Annotated in this window: 11 protein-coding genes and 1 pseudogene; 6 read left to right on the forward strand and 6 right to left on the reverse strand. The window is 69.4% G+C overall.

What is annotated here, in order from left to right; genetic code table 11:
• Window positions 1–355: 355 nt before the first annotated feature.
• The gene (locus tag ACQPXB_RS22455; protein ID WP_432855481.1) at window positions 356–1,459 is read right to left on the reverse strand and encodes a methyltransferase domain-containing protein; all 1,104 of its coding nucleotides are present in this window, start codon (window positions 1,457–1,459) and stop codon (window positions 356–358) included.
• A gap of 1,218 nt (window positions 1,460–2,677) precedes the next feature.
• Here ACQPXB_RS22455 and ACQPXB_RS22460 point away from each other — a divergent pair.
• Entirely contained in the window at window positions 2,678–4,051 is a 1,374-nt protein-coding gene (locus tag ACQPXB_RS22460; RefSeq protein ID WP_432855484.1) for an FAD-binding oxidoreductase, read from the forward strand.
• A 33-nt stretch (window positions 4,052–4,084) separates the two neighbouring features.
• Here the strand turns inward: ACQPXB_RS22460 and ACQPXB_RS22465 are convergent.
• Window positions 4,085–4,266: pseudogene (locus ACQPXB_RS22465) on the reverse strand (EamA family transporter); the annotation flags it as partial.
• A gap of 1,163 nt (window positions 4,267–5,429) precedes the next feature.
• On the opposite strand from ACQPXB_RS22465, the gene ACQPXB_RS22470 reads away from it, so the two are divergent.
• From ACQPXB_RS22470 to ACQPXB_RS22480, 3 genes are all read left to right on the forward strand, one after another.
• Complete coding sequence (locus tag ACQPXB_RS22470) at window positions 5,430–7,931, forward strand: alkaline phosphatase D family protein (RefSeq protein WP_432855487.1); 2,502 nt, start codon at window positions 5,430–5,432, stop codon at window positions 7,929–7,931.
• 630 nt (window positions 7,932–8,561) lie between these two features.
• On the forward strand, window positions 8,562–8,699 hold the full coding sequence (locus ACQPXB_RS22475) for a hypothetical protein (RefSeq protein ID WP_432855490.1): 138 nt from the start codon (window positions 8,562–8,564) through the stop codon (window positions 8,697–8,699).
• Window positions 8,700–9,414: 715 nt separating this feature from the next.
• Window positions 9,415–9,600, forward strand: coding sequence for a hypothetical protein (locus tag ACQPXB_RS22480; protein WP_366589417.1), 186 nt, complete (start codon window positions 9,415–9,417; stop codon window positions 9,598–9,600).
• 543 nt (window positions 9,601–10,143) lie between these two features.
• Here the strand turns inward: ACQPXB_RS22480 and ACQPXB_RS22485 are convergent.
• Window positions 10,144–11,106 (reverse strand): helix-turn-helix transcriptional regulator, encoded by a 963-nt coding sequence (locus ACQPXB_RS22485; RefSeq protein ID WP_366589415.1) that lies wholly within the window; start codon window positions 11,104–11,106, stop codon window positions 10,144–10,146.
• Window positions 11,107–11,291: 185 nt separating this feature from the next.
• Between ACQPXB_RS22485 and ACQPXB_RS22490 the strand changes: the two genes are divergently transcribed.
• Complete coding sequence (locus ACQPXB_RS22490; RefSeq protein WP_432855494.1) at window positions 11,292–14,699, forward strand: S8 family serine peptidase; 3,408 nt, start codon at window positions 11,292–11,294, stop codon at window positions 14,697–14,699.
• 413 nt (window positions 14,700–15,112) lie between these two features.
• On the opposite strand, the gene ACQPXB_RS22495 is transcribed toward ACQPXB_RS22490, so the two are convergent.
• Window positions 15,113–15,472: an amidohydrolase family protein gene (locus ACQPXB_RS22495; protein WP_432855497.1), complete on the reverse strand. Its 360-nt coding sequence runs from the start codon at window positions 15,470–15,472 to the stop codon at window positions 15,113–15,115.
• A gap of 140 nt (window positions 15,473–15,612) precedes the next feature.
• Here ACQPXB_RS22495 and ACQPXB_RS22500 point away from each other — a divergent pair, with 140 nt between their 5' ends.
• Complete coding sequence (locus ACQPXB_RS22500; protein WP_432855500.1) at window positions 15,613–15,867, forward strand: hypothetical protein; 255 nt, start codon at window positions 15,613–15,615, stop codon at window positions 15,865–15,867.
• A 140-nt stretch (window positions 15,868–16,007) separates the two neighbouring features.
• On the opposite strand, the gene ACQPXB_RS22505 is transcribed toward ACQPXB_RS22500, so the two are convergent.
• Both ACQPXB_RS22505 and ACQPXB_RS22510 read right to left on the reverse strand, forming a co-directional pair.
• Entirely contained in the window at window positions 16,008–16,154 is a 147-nt protein-coding gene (locus ACQPXB_RS22505; protein WP_366589405.1) for a hypothetical protein, read from the reverse strand.
• A gap of 37 nt (window positions 16,155–16,191) precedes the next feature.
• On the reverse strand, window positions 16,192–16,425 hold the full coding sequence (locus ACQPXB_RS22510; protein WP_432855503.1) for a hypothetical protein: 234 nt from the start codon (window positions 16,423–16,425) through the stop codon (window positions 16,192–16,194).
• Window positions 16,426–16,898 lie beyond the last annotated feature (473 nt).

Raw genomic sequence — 16,898 nt, forward strand, 5'->3', positions numbered from 1 at the left:
CTTCGGGCCAGGTAGCCGGAAGAGTTCGACTTCTGCATCACGAAGATCCGCTTTATCCGAAATGCGATCCCTTGAGCTGGGGGAACGATCACCGCGGGACGGCTGGGACGGCTAGCTTCAGCCGTCCCGCGCGGTGATCGCGGTGTTCGGTTGAAGGCGAGCCGCGTGACGGTTGTTGGAGCACGGTTGCCGCGGCGATGATCCGGTTATGGCAACCCCCGGGAGCGGGGCATGTGGACGCTGGCGGTCAGGTGGCCGGCCTGCACGGCTAGCTAGCGCGGCCGTCGATGGCCGGCTGCCGGACGAGCGGCCCGGGGCGGCGGAGCCGGCTCGTGAACTCCGCCGCGCTCCGAACTCACGGAGTCAGCTCGTAAACCGCGTTATGTTCGTTGGACGCCGCGATCCGAGCGTCGCTGAACCCGGCCTCCTTGGCCAGCCTCAAGATGCGCGTGGGCCCCGCCTGATTACCCAGCCCGTACGCCGGTGAACCGGCCAGCCCGCTGGGCAAACAGACCAGCAGCGAGGCACCGGCCATCACTCGCCCCGTCGGGCTGCTGATGGTTTCCTCGACCGTGTCCCAGCTCATCGGCTCGACCAACATGACCCGGCCCTCAGGCGCCAACGCGGCGAGTGCCGCCCGCAGCGCCGAAACCGGGTCCGGCATGTCGTGCAGACAGTCGAAAAAGGCGATGAAGTCGTAACTGCCCTCCAGGTCGGCCGACCCCACGTTCCGGAACGTAATTCGGTCGGCCACCCCGGCCGCGGCCGCCCGTTCACCGGCCTTCGCGATCGACGGCGCATGGAAATCGACCCCGACGAACGTCGAGTTCGGATACGCCTCCGCCATGATGATCGTCGACGCGCCAAACCCGCAGCCGACATCAGCCACCCGGGCACCCCGCACGAGCCGCTCCTCAACCCCGGACAACGACGGAATCCACAAGCTGGCCAGGTTGGCCACGTAGCCGGGGCGGAAGAATCGCTCCGTGCCCTCAAACATGTCGTCATGCTGTTGATGCCAGGAGATTCCCTCGCCGGTCCGGAAAACCTCAGTAAGCCGGTCGACGACGCGGGCGCCTGCGGTCATGCTCTGGAACATGCCCGCGACATATCCGGGGCTATCGGGGTTGGTAAACGCATCAGCCTGCTCGGGAGAGAGCCGATAGCGGGCGGTCCGCTTGGCTTCCGGGCCGGAACCACCATCCGTATAGGTGACATAGCCCGCGGCGGCCATCGCCAGCAGCCACTCGCGAAGGTATCGCTCCACCATCCCGGTCCGCTCGGCAAGTTCCCCGGCGGTGACCGGCTCCCCGGAGGCTAGCGCGGAGAACAATCCAAGCCGGTCGCCCACCAACGCCAAGGGCAACGTCACCGCCCCTGCCGCGTCCCTGGTTACCTGGCCAAGCAACCCATCCATCCGAGCTTGATCGACGGCTGTGGTCTTGATTGGCTTTGTCATTCGTCCCCTTCGTGCGGGATCCGGAAAGCTCCGGGACCTGATTCTACTCGTGCAGAATTTCCGACAAGGAAGATTTGTCTGTTTCTCAATGATTGGTGCAACGGTGGCCGAAGGTGTCATCAAAGTTCGACGGGAAACGCACCGACGTCCCTCTCTCCCGGATAGTAGTGGCAAGTACGAGCAGTGCGTGACATGCCGGTCCTCACGTGACCTTGAAGACGTGACCACTAGTGATACGAATTGCTCTTCCCGGAGGTTCACCGACATGACGCGACCTACGCCACACTAGCGATCCAGTGCTCGAGCGGAAGGCCGCACGTGACGTCATCGGCTACTGCGGGCTGATCGACAGCGGAAGGGGAACCGGAGCTGGCGTTCGAGCTGCTCTGGTGTCAGGGATATGCGACCGAAGCCTCGTTGGCGCTTCTGGACTGGGCGAGATCGTCCGGGTGCGAACGTTTGTGGGCCACGGTCTGAGTGTGGAACACCCCTTCTCGCCGCGTGCTGGCCAAGGTTGGGTTCACTGAGACCGAGTGGAGGGAAGTGGACGCGGTCTACGGGACCACCCTGTTCACCACGAGACGGCTCTGACGCACCCCGTGTTCGGCCCTGAGCGCTGATCCGAACAGTGACGTCGGGCGTCAGCTGTTACACCGCGCCGCTCGGGCGCTCGATGTCCTGAGCGTCAGCGGACCGATCCCGAGCGGTGTGACCTTGTCGACAAGGTCCATAACCTTGACAATTAATATCCAGATCAAACAAAAAGGTAGGGTATGTCGGTTTTTTGAAGGTCCCGGTAAACGGTGGGCAAACAAAAAATTGTTCACCACGGCCCCGTTAGCCCACCTGGGCGCGGGGCGCCACTTTCGATCCGGACGAGAATCCCTCAGATCCGGACAGGGGTAGCCGGTGTACCAGGCCACTCGGACACGGCTACGGCGTCCAAGTGCTCACGGGCGGGGAAAGTGCCCACTTGGTCTAGTGACGATGCTCACGCAGGTCATCGTCACTACGGTCGGTGCAACCTTGTTAGTTTTGTTGGTGCCATGCAGTCCCCCTTGGGGATGTGAGTTCGGGTCTCCGTTGTCGTTTTTCGGGCTTCGCCCGGTCACTTTGCACGGCCATGCGGAGGAATCATTCGGTTTCTCAGTTGCACTGTATTCACACTTGTTGATAGGGCGCATATTATGACTTTTCGACGATTCTTCTTTGCCGCCGGTGCTGCCTGAGGAAGCCGCGGCCCTGGCCGCCGTGGTGGCGGGTTCGGTTCTGCTGCCGGGTGACGCGGGATACGACGATGAACGCGCCGTTTTCAACCTGAACCACGAACTGGTGCCCGCGGTGATCGTGGTGGCGCAGAATACGGCCGATGTCCAGGTCGCGGTCGCGTTCGCGGCGGACCGGCACCGGCCGGTTCTGGTGAAGACCACCGGCCACCAGATGGTCGGCACGGCATCCGGTGCTGTTGTCATCTCGACGCATCTGATGAACGAGGTGGTGATCGACACCGCCGGCCACAAGGCCCGGGTCGGTGCCGGGGCATTGTGGGCCGAGGTCGTCGCGGAGGCGACAAAGGCCGGGCTGGCCCCGCTCAACGGGTCCAACCCCACGGTGGGAGTCTCCGGTTACACCCTGGGCGGCGGCCTCAGCCCGACCCTCGGCCGCTCGCACGGCTACGCCGCCGACCACGTGCTCTCGCTCGAGGTGGTGACCGCGGACGGCGAACTGCGCCACGTCGACGCCGAGTCCGAACTCGAGCTGTTCTGGGCGCTGCGCGGCGGAAAGGGCAACTTCGCCGTGGTGACCGCGCTGGAGTTCGCCTTGTTCCCGGTGCCCCGCCTCTACGGTGGCGGCCTCTATTTCCCCGGTGAGCGGATGGCCGACGTGCTGCGCGCGTGGACCGCCTGGCATCCGGGCACCCCGGAGACGATGATCTCGTCCTTCGCCGTGCTGCGCCTGCCACCGCTGCCCGAGCTGCCCGAACCGCTGCGCGGCGCGTTCACGGTGTCCTTGCGGTTCGCCTACACCGGCACGGCCGAGGACGGCGAGCGCCTGGTGGCTCCACTGCGGACAGTGGCTCCGGCGATCCTCGACACCGTGCGGGACATGCCCTACAGCGAGGTCGCGTCGATCCACAACGAGCCGACCGAACCGTTGCCCTACTACGAGCGGGGCATCATGCTGCGCGAGTTCCCCGAGGAGGCACAGGAAAAGCTGATCGAGCTCGTCGGCCCGGAGTCCGGCACCACCATGTGGATCGCCGAACTGCGCGCCCTGGGCGGGGCGTGGGACCGCGAGCCGGCCGTGCCCAACGCCGTGGCGACCAGGGGCCTGCCCTACAGCCTGCTGGGCGTCGAGGTCGGTCCGCTGTCGCAGGAGAAGCGGCTCAAGGAGTCAGTCGCCGCCCTGCTCGAGGGCATGGCCCCTTGGCAAAGCGACCGGCGGCTGGTCAACAACCTCGCCCCCGAGGAAGCGCCCGACGCCGCCGTGATCTACGGACCGGAACGCTACCGACGCCTCGCGGCCGCGAAGTCGAAATACGACCCGGCCAACATGTTCCGGATCAACCACAACGTGGTGCCCGCTACCTGAACAGGGAGATATTCAACCAACCCGAGCTCAGCAAGGGGTGGTCGCGTTGAAGATGCTGGCCAGCCCGGAGGGGATGTACTGCTCCGCCCGCGAGAACAGCAGGGACGGCGTCGCGCACAACAGCACTGACACCACTGCGAGGTGGCCCCCAGCGCGGGATCGCGGGGGAGTGGCCGGCGCCGGACCACGAGGATCACGGCGAGCGCCAGCGCGCCGAAGCAACAAGATCGCCGCTGGATCCCGACGACGGCTTTCGGCCGTGATCGAGGGCATCGTCTATTCCTACCGGAAGGCGTCGGTGGTGGGTGGCTGTTCGCGTTTCGAGTTGCCGCCATCGGCGTCGGGCTTTGCTTCGGAGGCTTGGTCCTGGAGCTCGGCGACAGGCCAGGGTGCGCTCGGAGAGCGAGCCGAGCACGCGGTGCCGGAGTCCTCTGCCGCGACCTACAGGTGGTGGGAGCGGACGCTGATCCAACGCAGCTCGGTCTGCGAGTTCATCGGGGCCGGGCCGCCCGACACCGGTGTTGGCTCGGGCATCTCGCTCTGTGCGGCGGCGGACCCAGTCGTCCAGCTCGGTCGCGGCCGCGGCTGGGTCGAGTGCGGCCAGCGCCAGGCGGTAGCGGATTCCCCAAGTTCCCCGGTGTAGTGCGGGACATCACCGAACGCTCACGGCGCCGTTCAGCCGCCGGTCACCGTCAGTGCCTAAAGGCTGCTCGGCCAGCTGTCCTGGCCTGAGGCACCTGCCAGACCGCGATCACGGTGTCGAGGGCGTGCTCGTCGGCGAGCACGAATAATCGCTCGTGGACCAGAGCGCAATAGTCCAGCGCTACAGTTCGTGACCGGATCGGTTCGCGATAAGTATGGCGGGCCCGATCTCCGAAGGCCGGCTCGCCGACCTGCCGGCGACGCGGACCTGCATCGCCTGCGCGAACCGAATGTGACGCAACCACTCCACGGCAACGCAACGCGTCAAGACGCGTTCCTTCGCGTTGAACCACCGCCTCGCCCGGCGGTTCGCCGGTCGGACGCCTGGGTGGTCGAACGGCCGGCCGATCGTCGACATCACCCTCGACATCGTGACCAGCCCCGGGCATCAACGTGCCCTGTCGGCACACGAGCCCTCCGGCGGCATCAGTTCCTGCAGGCTGCGCACTTCGAAGGAGGTCAAAAAGAGCTCCGCGCCGCTGCCTTCGAATTCTGATGAATCCGCAGTACCCAAGCTTTTCCGGGCGATCGCTGGGGGCGGCCTGGGAAGTCTTCTGCCGACCACCGACACCGGACGTCCGGTGTACCGGAGCCGTTCAACTCGCCGCCACGAGGTCGGCACCTGGGTCCGGCACGCTCGCCGAGGTTTGGGCGACAGAACGGACGAGACGGACAGATGGCGACGTTTTCTCTGGATCGGCGGCGGTTCCTGACGCTGGCCGGTGGCACGGTCGGTGCGGTGGCGCTGGGGGCGGGGCAGCTCGCGGAAGCGGCGGAGCTGGACCCCGCGCCGTTCACCCTGGGTGTGGCTTCCGGCGAGCCCGACCACACGAGCGTGGTGCTGTGGACGCGGCTCGCGCCGGACCCCCTGGACGCGGCGACCGGCGGGATGCCGGCCGAGCCGGTGCAGGTGACATGGGAGCTGGCGCGCGACGAAGGGTTCCGCCACGTGATCGCGCGCGGGGCGGTCACCGCGGTGCCCGAGTCGGCGCACACCGTGCACGTGCTGGCGACAGACCTGGCGCCGGATCGGTGGTACTGGTACCGCTTCACGGCTGACGGCGTCCGCAGCCGTACCGGCCGCACGCGCACGCTGCCAGCGCCCGGGGCGAAGCCGGACGTGATGCGGTTCGCGTTCGTGTCGTGCCAGTCGTGGGCGGGCGGGCCGTACCCGGCCTACCGCGACCTGGCCGGGCAGGACCTCGACTTCGTCGTGCACCTCGGCGACTACATCTACGAGACCACCAAGGGCGGCCTCGACGAGTTCCGTCGGCTGCACGCGCTGTACAAGACCTCCCCGGACCTGCGCGCGGCACACGCGAGGTTCCCGTTCTTCCTCACCTGGGACGACCATGAGGTGCAGAACAACTACGCCGGCGACGTCGCGGGCGGCGCCGGGGACGGCCGGCCGTTCCTGGAGCGGCGCGCCAACGGTTACCAGGCGTACTACGAGCACCTGCCGATGCGCCCCGAGCAGCAAGCGCACGGTCCGGACGCGCTGATGTACCGGCGGATGAGCTTCGGCCGGCTCGCGGAGTTCAGCATCCTCGACACGCGCCAGTATCGCTCCGACCAGGCGCTGGGCGACGGCCGCAAGGAACCGACCGGCGAGGTGTTCGACCCGGCGCGCACGCTCACCGGACCCGAGCAGGAGCGCTGGCTGCTCGACGGGCTCGCCGCGTCGAAGGCCACCTGGAACGTGATCGCGCAGCAGACCATCATGGCGCAGTTCGACTACGACCTCGGGCCGGGCAAGATCGTCAACCTGGACCAGTGGGACGGCTACCCGCCGGCCCGCGCGCGCATCCTCGACTTCATCGCCCGCGAGCGGCCCGCCAACCCGGTGGTGCTGAGCGGCGACTGGCATACGCACTGGGTCAACGATCTCAAGACCGACTTCGACGACTCGCACTCACGCACGATCGCCACCGAATTCGTGGGCACATCGATCTCGTCGGGCGCCGGCTGGGACGCCGACGTCCGACTGGGCCTGCCGGCGAACCCGCACGTCAAGTTCTACAACGGCACTTACCGCGGCTACGTGAAGTGCGTGGTCACCCGCGAGAAGTGGCGCAGCGACCTGCGGATCGTGCTCAACGCGAGCGACGCGGCGTCGCCCGCCTACACGATCGCGGCCTACGAGGTGCGCGACGGCGTGCCGGGCGCGTACCGCGTCGACGACGGCGACGGCCTGGTCGGGGTGGTCACCGACCGCGCGAACGGCAAGCCGCTGGGCAATGTCGAGGTCGCCGTGCACCGGGAGGACGGGTCGCGCCTCGTCGCCGTCACGACCGACCCGGCCGGCGAGTACGTCGCCTTCGCCCCTGCCGGCGCCTACACGTTGCGCGTCAACGGGGTCGGCTACGACCTGGCGTCCGTGCCGGTGCGGATCGGCGCGACCGGCGGGTCCACAGTGGACTTCCGGCTGGCGCGGTCGGTGGCCGGCGCGGCGAAGGGTCGCACGGTGCCCGGCCCGCAGTCGCAGGCCACCGCGTCGGATTTCGTGCTGGCCAACGACCTGCTGGCGCTGGCGATTTCGGCCGGCACCACCGACCCCCAGCTGCCCGGTGTCACGCTGGGCAAGCCGCTCGACCTCGCCGCGCTCGGGCACCTCGACCAGCTCGACTGGATGAACCTGCCCTACGCGTCGGCGGCGCAGCCGCGCGGCGGAAACGCGTGGCAGCAGCTGACCGTGCGGGCCACCGCCGTCGAGCTCATCTCGCCGACCGAGGTCCGGGTGACCGGCGCGAGTACCGCGGTGGCGGGCATCGGCGTGGTGACCACGTTCGGCGTGCGCACGGGCGAGCCGTGGGTGCGCGCGGAGACCGTGTTCACCAACACCGCCGACGCTGCCCGCACGTTCTGGATCGGCGACGTCCTCGACCACGACGGCACCGGCCAGCGCAGCGGCATCGCCGGCCACGGCGCCATCACCGCCTCCGCGCCCGCCGACTTCACCCCCACCGCCCCGTGGCTGGGCATGACCGGCTCCGACCGCCAGACCTACGGCTTGCTCTACGACGAACCGGGCTTCACGGTGTACGCGTGCGGCATCTGGGCCATGACGCAGCGGCAGATCACGCTCGCCCCGGGCGCCGCCTTCACCCTGGGCCGGCGCATCGCCGCCCTCGACAACGGTGGCGCGGCCGATCCGTTCGCGGTGCTCGCCGGTCTCTGATCGCCGGCCAGGGTGGGGCGCCGCAAATTCGGTGCTCCACCCTTCGGCCTCTTCGCCGGGCGTAACGGCGGCGTGCTGGCCCGGCGACCTCGTGCTCGCCGGGCCGTCGGCGCGGGGTCCGGCACGGTCATGCTCGCCCTGCGGGGACGGCTGGCGCTGGCCCGCGACTGACTTGATTCACCCGGCGTAACGCGACGATCGTGGTTGCCGGTGAGGTGGTGAAGCAGAAGCGCCGCCCTGTTCCATACCGGCCGATCGACCGCTATCCCGTACTCGAGGCCACACATCGGCTGCCGTTCGTGGGCTCCCGGGTCGACCTGCTCGGCCGCTCCTCGTTCCTGTCGACAACGACCCCCCTGCGATCGCCGCGCCGGGCGTTCGGGTTTCGCCGGTGTGAGTGCGGGCACTCGTCGGCATGATGAGATCGATTCTCCGTGGCCTCGCCGCGGAGGCGGCGGGTACGACGGCGTTGCACGCCGTCACCTACCTGGACATGGCGCTGCGCGGCAGGCCGGCCAGCCGGACCCCGGAGCAGAGTGTGACGCGGTTGGCCGACTTGGCCGGTATCACGATCCCCGCCGACGGGCCCGGAGCGGCCACCACCGCGCCATCGCCGTGTCGGCCGCGCCGATGGCGGCGATCGGGGTGTCGAACCCGCGCAACTGGTCGCTGTCGGACTGGGTGTCCGACGTGGTGCCACACATCGCGTACGGCTGGGTCATGACGGCGGCTTACGCGGCGATGCTCGACCGCGACGAGTCCGGTTAGCCCGGGCGGACGGTCTGACCTGGTTCTGTCATCGGCTGCGGAGAAGTTTCCTGGCCGCCGCCCAGCGCCCAAGCTCCTGCCACGATGACCGGGTCCAGCAGGTGGTGCCTGACGTCCGCGCGTTTCTTACCGACCCGGGATGAAAAGCCGTGGCGGAACTCGCTGGGGAAACCGTTTTCGGTGACGGGGTTGTCCGGGGGGGACCGTGGCGAACGAGCGGAGGTGTGGTGTTCCCACGCGTCGACCCGGTCGGCGGCCGGCAGGAGCAGCCACCGCGCCGCGCGGGCCTCGCTGTACCTGCGGTAAGCCAGTTTGCGCACCGGGCCGGCGAGACCGCGGGGTGGGTCTCGCGGCCGGCAGACAGCGCCGGCAGGCGCGGTCGGGGACAACTCCGGGTACAGCGGGCCGAGGTCGAGGAGGACGGTCCCGCTGCGCAGTCCTCGGCACAGCGCCTCGCCGGCCTGCTTTGTCGAGGAGTGGCGATTCAGGCCGCCGCTGGAGCGCACGGCCATCAGCTCGGGGCGGCCCGGGCCTCCGGGCACCGTGCCGGGGATCAGCACGGCCGGCCCGCCGGGACATCACTACGTACAGTCGTCATGGCGCGACACTGCTGCCACAGTCCGTAACGCCGCGCTTGTGTGCGGAGACTGATTTTTTAGCCAAGATCGGCTTCCAAGCGGCTTCGCGGGTCAGGGCGAAGCCGTACTCTGAGGGCATGGCTGACCAGGTACAGCAGAGACCCGGCGAATCGAACGCCCAATGGCTGAATCGGCTTGAAGCCCTCCTGGTCGTCCACATGGAACGGGTCACCGGCATGGGCTCAGCCGCTGACGAGGAAGAAGAGAGAATCCGGGCCACCATCGCCGCCCTGAAACGCGGCGAGGCACCGACGAACCCCTGACCTGGGGCTCAGGGCCTGGTGGTGAAGGGTTTCGCGCTGGGTGTAGTGCGCTCCGGCGGGCGCCGGAACCGGAGCCTGGCACAACGCCGAGCCCGACGGCCGCAAGTAGCCGTCGTAGCGGCGCATCCTTCGCCGCACCGCACCGCACCGCACCGCACCGCACCGCACCGGAGCCGGCGCGGCGGCTCCGTGCTGAGTTCAGCATGGGCCACCGGACCGCGGTGGAGCGCAACGGCTTCGGGAAGTGCGCGGCGCCGGCGTCCTGGCAGTATGGCGCCCGGGAGCCGGGTGAGCACAACGCGATCCCGGTGCCACCCAACCAGCGAGTGAACCTCGGGCCAAGAAACGACGTCCGGGGCGACGCGCTCGCCGAAGGCACGGCGAAGCGAGGTCCCGCATTCGGGGAAGGCGACGTCGTAGCCTGCCCGCGCCCGCCATCGGCGATGACGTCAGCCATCTCCTCGGCCGACCGGTACGGAGGCGGCACGCGCGCGCCAAACCGTCCAGCGTGCCTCGCCGCTCGCTACGGCTTCGAGCCGATGATCACAGCCAGCCTCGCCGCGTGGCTTCCATCGCGATCTGGAACCGGGTGCGCGCGCCGACGCGGTGCATCAGCTTCGTGACGTGCCGCTGCACCGTGCGCTCGCTCCAGCCCAGCGCGCGCCCGACCGCCTTGTCCGTCAGCCCGGACGCCAGCAGCATCAGCAGCTGCGCCTCGCCGGGCGGCAACGCGTCCGAAGCGCCCGACTGGAACGGCACGCTCCGCGCCCACACCGCCTCGAACAACGCGATCAGCGCGTCCAGCAGCGGCGACGGGTGGATCACGTACGAAGCTGTCAACGCCACGTCCCCGGGGCGCAGCAAGGGAATCATCGCGTACCGGTCGTCCGCTATCGCGAGCTTCATCGGCACCTCGCCGGCGATCCGGGCCTCCTCACCGTGGCGCACACCGACCGCGATGTCGTCGAGGACGCCGCTGAGTTCGAGCGCGCTCTTGTCGTATACGACGCGGTAGCGCACGCCCCGCTCCAGTAGCGCGAGCTCGATGTGGTTCGGCTCCTGGTGCCCGTTCGGCGCGGCGTACGGCGGGCGGTCGAACCCGCGCATCTGCACAAGGACCTCCTGCTGCACGCACGCCCATCGCTCATTGACCTCGTCGCGCCCGGAGATCACCTCCACCAGCTCGCCCGGTTGCGCGAAGCGGGTGCTCGCACGGTAGGCGGCCGTCAACGTCGCGATGTGACGGCGCGTGTCGCGCAGCGCTGCTTCGCGTTCCTGCAGCACGGCCTCGATCGCGCTGTCCGGTGGCACCACGACGAACCGCGCCGGGCGCCCCGCCGAGCGCGTCGCCAGCCCGAGGTCCACGAGCCGCTGCACCGCCCGGCGCACGCTCGCCGGCGGGCGGCGGCAGTCTTCCGCCAGTTCGGCGGCCGTCGCCTGCGTCCGGTGGACGAGCGCGTCGTAGACCGCCTCGTCGTCACCGCTGAGCCCGATCGCCTCGAGCACGTCGTTCCTCCCACTGGTCCGGACCACGAAGGATGTCGGAAACCCGACAGCTGACCGGAACTGGCCACCCTGCGAGCTTGTCACGCCCCTGATCACTCCTGCACCGTTTTCCGGTGGCGGGCGCCCACCCCGACGCGCCCGCCACATCTCCCCTGCCAGAGATGACGGAGCGAAGGAGTCTCCCCATGTCCCTGTCCGCCTTGCGGACGCGCGGGCAACGCCTGGTCCTCGCGGTGCTGGTCACCGCCGGGACGCTGGGCGCACTGCCCGCGGTACCGGCGTCGGCCGCCCCCACCGGACCGGCCCACTCGCCGAAGATCGCCCAGGAACTGAGAACCCGGATGGCCGCGGCCCGGATGGGCCCGGGCACCCGGTTCGAAGCCGCCGTGGTCCTCAAGGACCGCACCGGGCTCACGCGCGCCGACGCACGCCGACAGCTCGCCGATTCGGCCGCCGCCATGCAGGCGCCGGTGGTGAACCTCGTCGACGCGCGCGGCGATCAGGTCGTGAACACCTTCTGGCTCAAGAACATGGTCCTCGTGCGCGCCACGCCGGCCACCCTCGACGCCGTCGCCGCGCTGCCACTGGTCGACCACGTGATCCCGAACTTCACCCTCAGCGCGCCGACCGAGCCGCCGGTCAAGAAGGTCTCCACTCGCCAGGCGGGCGAAACGGCGACGTGGGGCGTGCAGAAGATCGGCGCCGACCGCGTGCAACAGGAACGCGGGCTCACCGGCAAGGGTGTGCGCGTGGCGATCCTCGACACCGGCATCGACGCCGAGCACCCCGACCTCGCGGGCAAGCTCGTGACCGACGACCCTGCCGATCCGGAGCACCCCGGTGGCTGGCTGGAGTTCGGTGAGGACGGCACGCCCGTGCACTCCACGCCGCACGACAGCGCCTACCACGGCACCCACGTCGCCGGCACCATCGCCGGCGGCGCCGCGTCCGGCGAGCAGATCGGTGTCGCGCCTGGCGCGGATCTGATGGCAGGCCTCGTGATCCCCGGCGGGTCCGGCACGCTCGCGCAGGTCGTCGCCGGCATGCAGTGGGCGATCGCGCCGTACGACGCCGACGGCAGGCCCGCCGGTAAGCCGGCCGACGTCGTCAGCATGTCCCTCGGCGAAGAGGGCTACGCCGACGAGATGGTGGAGCCCGCGCGCAACATCTACCTCGCCGGCGCGTTCCCGGCCTTCGCCATCGGCAACGACTGCGTGCCCGGCGGCTCGGCCAGTCCGGGCAACATCTACGAGTCGGTGGGTGTCGGCGCGACCGACGCCGACGACAACGTGCCCGATTTCTCCTGCGGCGGTGTCGTCCACAAGACGGACTGGCAGAACGCGCCGGAGTCCTGGCCCGCCAGCTACATCGTGCCCGACCTGTCCGCGCCCGGTCTCGACGTGACGTCGAGCCTGCCCGGCGGCGAGTACGGCAGCCTGAGCGGCACGTCGATGGCCACGCCGCACGTCTCGGGCACGGTCGCGCTGATGCGGCAGGCGAACCCCGGCCTCAGCGTGGACGAAACCCTCGACATCCTCGACGGCACGGCATTCTCCGACGACCGCTACGGCGCACTTCCCAACACCCGCTACGGTGCGGGCCGGATCGACGCGTACGCGGCCGTCGCCGAAGCGTCGCTCACCAGCGGCGTCAGCGGCACGGTGACGGCCGACGGGACGCGGGCGCCCCTGTCCGGCACCACGATCACGGTCACCTCGACCGGCCGCAAGGCGACGACCGACGCAGCGGGGCACTTCACGCTCCGCCTGCCGGCCGGCCGCTACGACCTCGCGCTGTCCCGCTTCGGTTACCGCGACCAGCACGTGAGCGCCACCGTCGTGGACGACGCGATCGCCGACCTGAAGATCACGCTCCAGCCGACCCCGCGCGGCACGATCACCGGCCGCGTGACCTTCGGCCCGACGCGTTCGGCGGTGCCCGGCGCCACCGTCCGCGTGCTCGGTGTCCCGGACGAGCTCACCGCGGTGTCCGACCGCAACGGCCGCTACACCGTGCCGAACGTCCCCGAGGGCACCTACCAGGTGTCCGCGTCCGCGCCCGGCATCTCGGCCACCGAGCCTCGGCAAGTCGGTGTCACGGGCAAGAAGTCCCACGCCGGCACGGACTTCGCGTTGCCTCGCCCGGCCGCGACCCAGCGGGTCTCGTTGACCGGGACCGGACAGGAGGTCCACGCGGACGCGTTCTGGCCCGCGCTCAGCGGCGACGGCGGCGTGATCGCCTTCGGCGACCTGGCGCCTGACCTCGTGCCGGGCGACACCAACGAGGACGTCGACGTCTTCGCGCGGGACGCCCGCACCGGGATCGTCGAGCGGATGTCTGTCGCCTCCGACGGCACGGGCGCGAACGCGTGGGCCATCAGCCCCACCGTCAGCCCCGACGGCCGGTACGTCGGTTTCCTCAGCGGTGCCACGAACCTCGTGCCGGGTGACACCAACGGTGTGCCCGACGCGTTCGTGCACGACCGCAAGACGGGCAAGACCGAGCGGGTCTCCGTCGGCACCGGCGGGGAGCAGGCGAACCAGTCGTCGAGCCAGCCGGCCATGACCTCGGACGACCGCTACGCCGTGTTCCTCAGCACCGCCACCAACCTGGTGCCCGGGGACACCAACGGCCGCCAGGACGTGTTCCTGCGCGACCGCGTCAGCGGCCGTACCGAGCTGGTGTCGGCCGGCGCGGGTGGCGTGTCGGCGGACGGTGATTCGCTCGAGCCGAGTGTCAGCGCCGACGGCCGTTTCGTGGCGTTCGAAAGCGGCGCGGAGAACCTCGTGCCCGGCACCGCGAACACCCACCGCGACGTGTTCGTGCGCGACCGGCGCACCGGGACCACGGAGATGATCCCGGCGCCCGGCGGAGCCGAGGCCACGCAGCCGTCGATCAGTGCCGACGGCCGCAAGGTCGCGTATGCGATCAGCGGCACCGAAGAGGGTTTCCAGGTGTACGTCTACGACCGGCAGACGCACACCAACACTCTCGTGACGCAGGCGCTGGGCGCAGCCGGCGGGGCGAATGCTTACACCGCCACCCCGCGGATCAGCGCGAACGGCGCGTTCGTGGCGTTCTTCAGCTTCGCCACCAACCTCGTCGCCGGCGACGACGCCTTCTCCGACGTCTACGTGCGCGATCTGCACGCCGGGACGACCGAGAAGATCTCCGGCGGCCCGCACGGCGAATTGGGTGACGCATACAGCGACTTCCCGTCGATCAGCACCGACGGGAAGTACGTCGCCTTCGAAAGCGCGGCGACGAACCTCGTCGCCGGGGACACGAACGGCTACTCCGACGTGTTCGTCCACGACCGCACCCCGGGCCCCGAACCGCGCTCCGCCGTGTCGGACCTCGCGGCCGATTCCCACGGCCACCCGCGGATCACGGCGGCGGTGAAGAACGTCGGCGAGCGCTCCGGTTCGTATACGGGCGTGCTCTGGCTCGACGGCACGGTCGCCGGCGAGCAGACGGTGTCCCTCGGCACCGACCGGACGGCGCGGCTGTCGTTCGACCTGCGGAACCTGGCGAGCGGACCGCACATCGCCCGTCTCGGCGGTCTCACGGTGTCGTTCACCGCGGGCCGCTAGTCCCGGGCCGGGAGGGCGGCGCAGCCCTCCCGGCCCGGTTCTTCCGGCGTGACCAGATCTGGACTTGCGGGTTCATTTTTGGCCGAGCACAGTGGGGTCATGCCGCGTCAGCCGGCTCGCGCTCGGGACCATGAACTTCGACACAGCGGGGTTCCACGCCCCAACGGGCAGGACCGCAGACGAAGCCCGGCCGATCTTCCGGCGTTACGTCGAGGCCCGCGGCAACTTCCTCGACCCCGGGCGGAGATCCGCGCCGATCTCGACCGCGTCAGTGCGGCACACCCGGCCGGCGTCTACCGCATGTTCACGCCGGAGTACCAGTCGTGGCTGGTCAGCACCGGCCCGACGTCGGCGACAAGCCGGCCGGCTACGCGCCCGCCGTGCGCAACTGGGCGGCCGAGAAGACCGCTTGATCAGGCCTTCTCGTACACCACCCGACCGTCCACAACGGTCAGATCGACGCCGATGTCCTTGATGGCACCTGGATCCACCGACAGCGGGTCGGCGCCGAGCACGACGACGTCGGCCAGCTTGCCACGGTCGATCGTGCCGAGGGTGTGCTCGGCGAACTGCGTGGTGGCACTGCCGGGCGTGTAGAGGTGCAGGGCCTCGCGCGCGGTGATTGCGCTGCTTCGAGCAACGACACGGTGGGCCGGTCGAACGCAGAGTTGAACTGGTGCAGGTGGCTGTCGATCAGACCGGGCACGACTGCCGTCGTGCGAGCAACGTCCCAGAACTCGCGGGGCGCGACCTTGTCGGTCGGCGGAGTACATAAGGTCGTGGCGTGCGATCTCATCGACGTTTCGAGAACCCTCCCGCGCTGGCGCACGATGCGGTCGTCGAAACGTTGGAGCGAGCGCTCGGGAACCGGGTGTTTGAGCCCGAGGCGGCGAGTGTGTTGGTCGGAACTGCGTTGAACGACGACGAGCAGACGTTCGTCGAGCGCTGGTGCGTTGAGGTCGGGACGCGGGCCGTGTCGGGCAGCCCTTTACTCGGGCTGGCCGGCCTGTGCTTGGGACATACCGTTCGGCGGTTCGGTCGTCTCAGCGATGAGGCCTTGGCGCTGGCAGCGTCGTTGGCGGCGCGTGCTGACGCGGACCCGACAGATGTGGACGCGCGGGCAATCGACGGCTTTGATGACGTCCGGGACTTCCTGGACTGCTGGTGACTCGGGCTGCGCGGCATCTCCGAGGTCGACTTCCTGGCGGCCGTCGATCGGGTAGAGGGCCGAGGCCTCATCCGGATTCGCATACGACATCCGTGCGACATAGCTCCTGCGGCTACGTCATCAGCCGCGAGACCCTACAGTCAGCGGAAGTCCCGCGACGACGTGGCGAGGCTTTTGTCGAGCGGGGTGACTTGGGCGCCGACGAGGGACACGGTGGCTTGCCCGACTTGGGCGATGCCGTGCACGAGCAGGGCCGGGCTGTTCAGCCACAGCTGCCGGCGCCACACCGTTGACCGGACTACGGGGCGGCGCGCCGGTGCGTCGTCAGCTGACTCCGGACACAGGGGCTATCCGGGTCACGTCGACGTGGGAAATGAAGTAGTCGGGGTCGGCGCTGGTGAACACGAGTACCTGGACGGTGTCGTCGGCCTCGGTTTCCCGGATGAGGGAGACCAGGTCGCGAACCAGTTCGGGTCCGAGGAGGTTCATGAGCGGGGCCGCGATCTCCGCGAACAGAACCGCGTTTTCCTTGTGGACGGTGAGGGTCTCGAGAATCACGGGACCTCCTCGGGTAGGTGGACTGGGTTCCGGCTCCCTGCGGTGGCACGAGCAGCGCCACGGGGGACATGAGCGGGTATGCCGAACACCGGATCTCCTGCCGGCGAAGGGTTGTCGGATTGGCACAGGCCGTGCCACTAGGTCGTTTGACGGAATCGGCCCGGCATGGGGGCCGCTAGCGTCGGCGCGCCGTCCGTTCGGCGGCCGCCGGCAGGGGCCGTTCGGTGCTTTCGGGCCCGGACGGCGCCACCAGGGTGGCTCGGAATAGCAGTTCCGCTTATGGCTGCGCGGGTCGGTGAGGACGAGGAAGGACCGGTGCCCACGAGAAAAATCGGTGGGCGTCTTCGCCGGCGGCCCGGCGCATACTGGCGAAGCACCGCTTCCCGGCGTGGGGCGCGCCGAGGTGGGCCGGGGAGGGACGGCGGCCACGGGTGATACGGGGAACGTCGGCCGCGAAGCCGACTTGGCCCTGC

The organism is Amycolatopsis sp. CA-161197 (genome assembly GCF_050942255.1).
Lineage (GTDB): Bacteria > Actinomycetota > Actinomycetes > Mycobacteriales > Pseudonocardiaceae > Amycolatopsis.

What these genes read in the sequence shown, in the direction of transcription:
- ACQPXB_RS22455 (WP_432855481.1), bottom strand. Translation starts at nt 1,459, where the DNA reads ATGACAAAGCCAATCAAGACCACAGCCGTCGATCAAGCTCGGATGGAT.
- ACQPXB_RS22470 (WP_432855487.1), top strand. Translation starts at nt 5,430, where the DNA reads ATGGCGACGTTTTCTCTGGATCGGCGGCGGTTCCTGACGCTGGCCGGT.
- ACQPXB_RS22475 (WP_432855490.1), top strand. Translation starts at nt 8,562, where the DNA reads ATGGCGGCGATCGGGGTGTCGAACCCGCGCAACTGGTCGCTGTCGGAC.
- ACQPXB_RS22480 (WP_366589417.1), top strand. Translation starts at nt 9,415, where the DNA reads ATGGCTGACCAGGTACAGCAGAGACCCGGCGAATCGAACGCCCAATGG.
- ACQPXB_RS22490 (WP_432855494.1), top strand. Translation starts at nt 11,292, where the DNA reads ATGTCCCTGTCCGCCTTGCGGACGCGCGGGCAACGCCTGGTCCTCGCG.
- ACQPXB_RS22495 (WP_432855497.1), bottom strand. Translation starts at nt 15,472, where the DNA reads ATGTACTCCGCCGACCGACAAGGTCGCGCCCCGCGAGTTCTGGGACGT.